The organism is Butyrivibrio sp. MB2005 (genome assembly GCF_000424285.1).
Taxonomy (GTDB): domain Bacteria; phylum Bacillota; class Clostridia; order Lachnospirales; family Lachnospiraceae; genus Butyrivibrio.
In genome coordinates this window covers 1-4,948 of the sequence record NZ_AUJP01000043.1, presented here as the reverse complement: position 1 = coordinate 4,948, position 4,948 = coordinate 1, and the positions used below count along the sequence as shown (strand labels likewise).

Sequence of the window (4,948 nt, the reverse complement as noted above, 5' to 3'; positions counted from 1 at the left end):
TGGCAAGGGAATCCGCTTGGACGTCTACTTTGAGGATGATGGTTCTACGATGTACGATGTTGAAATGCAGGTAGAATCTAATAGGAATCTCGCCAGAAGGTCCCGTTTTTACCAGAATACAATTGATTCTCAGGCACTTGAGAAAAGTTCTGATTACATTAAGCTTTTGGACAGTTATGTAATCTTTATCTGCCCCTTCAATATCCTGCCAAAGTACGGTTATCATCTCTACCATTTCAGGCCCCGTGCCGATGAGGATTCTTCCATCATCCTAGAGGATGGCACTTCAAGAATCTTTGTCTGTGCAAATGGCAAAAAGGATGATGTATCGGATGAAATGAAGGCATTTCTGAATTACCTTGGTGGCAAACTTGCACAAAGTAAATTAACAAGCCAGATTGACGAAGCAGTAAAAATCGCTCGTCGTAACAGTAAGTGGAGGTCAGAGTATATGTTATCCAAAGTCGATATTGATGTATTAAAGGGTGAATATGAACGTACTATTGCCAAGAAGGATGCGGTTATATCTGAACAAAGCCAGGCACTGTCTGAAAAAGATCATGCATTGTCCGAAAAAGATCAGGCGCTCTCTGAAAAAGACCAGGCACTTTCTGAAATGAATTCAAGAATATCCGAGCTTGAAGCACTTATTGCAAATCTTTCAGGCAAAGATAATCAGAAATAGAAGGTCTAAAATACACTGCGCATTTTCTCTTAATATATAAAACTCCCTGGAGTGATGAGCTGCCCCAGGGAGTTTTTATGCATATATGCAATTGATATTAAAGTCAGTTAACTGTTACCGTAACTGCCTTAGCAAGTCCGTTTCTAGCAAAAACGTAAATCTTACATTCACCGGAGCCAACTGCTGTAACATTACCTTTGCTGTCAACTGTTGCGATATTTTTGTTTGTAGATTGATAGCGGAGTTTTGCAGTATGATCATCTCCAAGGGCTTTCTTCTTTCCTGCCTCCATCTTTACAGATGCAGATATCTTGGAAGACTGACCTTTATTAAGTGTAAGCGCCTTGGTAGCAAGCTTAACTTCCTTAGGATTTTTATAGGTCTTATTATTTTTCCCTGCAAAATGTGAAGATACAGTTTTACCTATATTCTTACCACTGCTATCGTATGCAACTACATATACTTTAAAGTTCTTAGCAAGATCAAGCTTCTTACCCTTTATCTTTTTAATTGTGACTGAATTAGAAGTTGTTTTCTTGTTTGGCTTACTGGGATATTCTGTTCCGCAATAGGTGGCAAATACTTCAAACCTTGCAGCGCCCTGATATTTATCCCAGGATACTTTTATATTCCCCTTCTTCTGGGAAATCTTAAGTCCGGAATAAAAGCCTGTATCCTCTGGTGCAGGATCCGGTGATACCGGATCGTCGGGTAATACCGTAACCTGGAATGTGCCTGTTATTTCAGGAGAACTATTCTTAACCTTGGCTGTAATTGTCACCTTACCGGCTGCTATTCCTGTAACCTTGCCGTTATTATCTACCTTAGCAATGCTCTCATCACTTGATGACCATTCAATTTCAGGATCTTCAGCATCTTCCGGAGTCTTTACAGTTGTAAGCTGGAGTTCCTTGCCTATATTTATTTCAGAAGCACCACCTTCTGACTTTACTGTGATGGCTGTTACTGGAATAGATGAAGTAATATCAGCTCGGTACACAGTACTTCCTTCTTCTACTAAGGTTAATTCTATTTTTGAAAGATTTGAATATTTCTTTGCAAAACTATCATAAGCTCCTGTAGAAATAGGTACCCCGTTTTCATAGTATTTAACTCCTCCTGATGTCTGAATAACATATACCTTGCCTGCTAAATTTTCGCCACTTGGCAAAGTAATTACTCCATTTGCTTTCTCAATATCATCACAGCCCTGTATTGCTGAAAAGCCTGCATTTATCACATTTGATTTCGTCGTCCCATAGCTAGATGTGTTTGGTGTTATATTATCAAATTTTGATGCATCACCTTGAAATATAGTGTAGAGACCTGGATATAAGGACGTATTAGGGATATTCGCAGCATATTGAAATACTATAACATACCCTGTTTCAGCAGCCAGTACATCCATCCCGAAAGTAGTCCACAGCAATATCATCGTCATAAGTAACACGGTCAGTCCTTTAATTCTTCGTAATAATTCCTTCCTCATCATGTCTCCTTTCATTCATAAAACCCTTCATTTTATTTGTTTTTCACAGGCAATGTTGCGATGCCTGTGTAAAGCACTTCTCCAAAATACCGCTATTTTCACTTCATTTATCGCACCCCCTTTAATCTGGAAAACAGCGGAAGAAAAGCATTTTCCCATGTAACCATTAACAAAACAAGTAATGTGATCATCTGCGCACGGTAAGCAAAAAAGTAATGCAAATACGAATGATTTGAAAGTGCCAAAAATCTTACATACGGTATTATTGCTAATATCATCATCGCTACCATGCGATTCACATTTATCTTTGCGTGGAACAGATATATTAGGCTAAAGCACAAAAGTATTATCACTATCACCGGAAACGTAGCGCGAAACTCTGTCATCGCACTTGTCTTTATTGGGAAAAGAGCTGCCAGATTATGCCAGATGGCGCCTTTATATTTTTCCCATGTTGTCGCAACCGGATACAGATTTGAATCACCAAGGTATACATCTCCGCCCATTCGGAATAATGCCTCTTCTATTGCTCCTTCAAATACCTCTCTTCCACAAACTGCATACAGAAGCACAAATTTACCTGCAAACATTCCTACATAGCCTAAAACCCACGAAATTCCTCCGGCAAATATATATATTATTCTTTCCTTAAGTGACGAAAATGCATCAGTCCTTTCTGCCAGAATCAAAAGGACAAGCATCGGAATTGTGAAGGTTAATGTTTCAGTTGTCAAAAAATCTGCAAAGCATGTGATCACGCCAACTACCGTAAAAAAAATCATCATATCCTTATAACTAACTGCTTTTTTGTTTAGCAGGATAAATAACAGCGCAAAAGCCGTAACAAAGAATGTTGGAACATACTCAAGGCTATAAAACAGCATCCACGGGTGTATGCCCATAAGTGCTATACCCAAACAAACAGCTACTGCCTTTTCTCTCTTTTTATAAAGAAGTATCATGTCTAAAATAAATAAAAAAATGGTTGCAATGCCTGCAATAATCCTCATATAGCAAATGTCCGTAAATATCATCATGAAGCGGACATAGGGAACCATTCCATGCCAATACCTTCCATATTCTTTATCCAAAGTGCGCTCATCATATACCTGTGCTTTAAAGGCATCTGCAATAGTTTCGTACTTCCCCTGTGTATACATGGCTTTCATTGCAGATAAGAATGGGTGCTTTTCATCTATTCCGTATGCAACTGCAAGTGTATACGTATCTGCATAATTATCCTGAATTGAATTTATGTAATCATCAAAAAGAACAGGAAAAGCATCATGAGAGCAAAAATAGTCTGCACTTTTTTCAGCATTATCCTTAAGCAGCTCACGCGGAATGCATGAAAACGCAACAAGCCATAAAGCGCATACTGTCATCGTTATTATCATTGCAGCTAAAATCTTCAACCAAAATCTTTTTTTCATACAAACTCCCTATATATGCTTAATTATCAGTTCTCACGGAAGAAACTGCTGATTTCCTAACCTGCGACCATTTCCCTACCATGTAACAAATATGTCTCATTCCGTCGCGTATACATCTAAGGTGTGAACCGCCTTCTCTTCCATCTCTGCGATAGCTGATCGGAACTTGTCCGATATCTTGCCCCATCAGTTCTGCCATCGCGACCATTTCAGTTGCAAATTCCATACCGGTTGTCTGAAGATTGAGCTGCAAAACACTCTCTTTACTAAATCCGCGCAGTCCACAATGAAAATCCTTAACACGGCTATGAAAAAGTAGTCTGGCAATCCCGGATAATATCGGATTGCCTATATATTTCCTATGGAAAGGCATTGCCCCAGGTTCCATCCTCCCTGCAAAACGGTTTCCCATAACCAGATCACTGCCATCTCTAAGTTGTTCAACAAAAGGCATTAAATCAAGGAAATCATAGCTTTCGTCGCAATCACCCATGATAATGTATTTACCATAGGCATTTCTTATGCCATGCCTTAGTGCATTTCCGTAGCCTTTTTCCTTTTTGAAAACCACCCTTGCACCACTTGCTTTGGCGATATCTGCGCTTTGGTCAGAGCTTCCGTTATCAACAACCAAAACCTCACCATCTATTCTTTTATCACGCAAAAATTGCATTGCCTTATTCACGCAGCTTCCAACAGTAGATGCTTCATTAAGACATGGCATCAAAATCGTAAATTCACACACAATGCACCTCCATAGCTTTAAATAAGCGCAAAAACGCCACTCCGGAAAGGGAACAAACTTCCCCTCCGGACTGGCGTTTTATATCTATCATATACTTTTCTAAATGAATTGAGTTCTTGTTGTACTTTATCAGCGCATTTGGCACACCTACGCCTAAGAGTATCGCTAATTTGGCAAATAAATTGCTCTGCTCTGCTCTGCTCTGCTCTGCTCAACAGAGCTATTTTTTCTTTGCTTTAAACTGTATCCCATAAAGTGGACACGCCCCTTTCCTAAATTTCCAGATTTTGGACACCACATTTAGTGGTACATCCCCGTTTTCTGGACACGGTTTTTTAATGAACCCCCCGGCTTGTGGACACGTTCTTCTTTATATCCAACCTTATGTAGGATAAAATCATTCATACAAGGAGGCTGTTATGAGAGAACGTCATCACATCAATCAATTCACCCCGGAGCAGATCGAACTACTTGCTGCCAATCCCTTCACGCTTAGCGTCACCGCTTACAGGATTTCTTATACCCTGGAGTTTAAGAACCTGTTCCTCTCGCATTACGAGAACGGAGAGCTTGTCAGGGACATCTTCCGGGAGCTT

4 protein-coding genes are annotated in these 4,948 nt (G+C 39.8%); 1 reads left to right on the top strand and 3 read right to left on the bottom strand.

The genetic code is table 11. The features are described from left to right. The coding region (locus G610_RS22380; RefSeq protein WP_081667519.1) for an Rpn family recombination-promoting nuclease/putative transposase at positions 1-685 on the top strand (685 nt) is incomplete at its 5' end. Positions 686-788: 103 nt separating this feature from the next. On the opposite strand, the gene G610_RS0115080 is transcribed toward G610_RS22380, so the two are convergent. From G610_RS0115080 to G610_RS21190, 3 genes are all read right to left on the bottom strand, one after another. After that, a complete protein-coding gene (locus G610_RS0115080) occupies positions 789-2,174 on the bottom strand; it encodes an Ig-like domain-containing protein (RefSeq protein WP_026525434.1) in 1,386 nt (461 codons plus the stop codon). Positions 2,175-2,281: 107 nt separating this feature from the next. After that, positions 2,282-3,607 (bottom strand): hypothetical protein, encoded by a 1,326-nt coding sequence (locus tag G610_RS0115075; protein ID WP_026525433.1) that lies wholly within the window; start codon positions 3,605-3,607, stop codon positions 2,282-2,284. A 19-nt stretch (positions 3,608-3,626) separates the two neighbouring features. Next, a complete protein-coding gene (locus G610_RS21190; RefSeq protein WP_196809856.1) occupies positions 3,627-4,352 on the bottom strand; it encodes a glycosyltransferase family 2 protein in 726 nt (241 codons plus the stop codon). Positions 4,353-4,948: the final 596 nt, after the last annotated feature.

Coding starts and splice junctions, on each gene's coding strand:
- G610_RS0115075 (WP_026525433.1), bottom strand. CDS start 3,607: ATGAAAAAAAGATTTTGGTTGAAGATTTTAGCTGCAATGATAATAACG.
- G610_RS0115080 (WP_026525434.1), bottom strand. CDS start 2,174: ATGAGGAAGGAATTATTACGAAGAATTAAAGGACTGACCGTGTTACTT.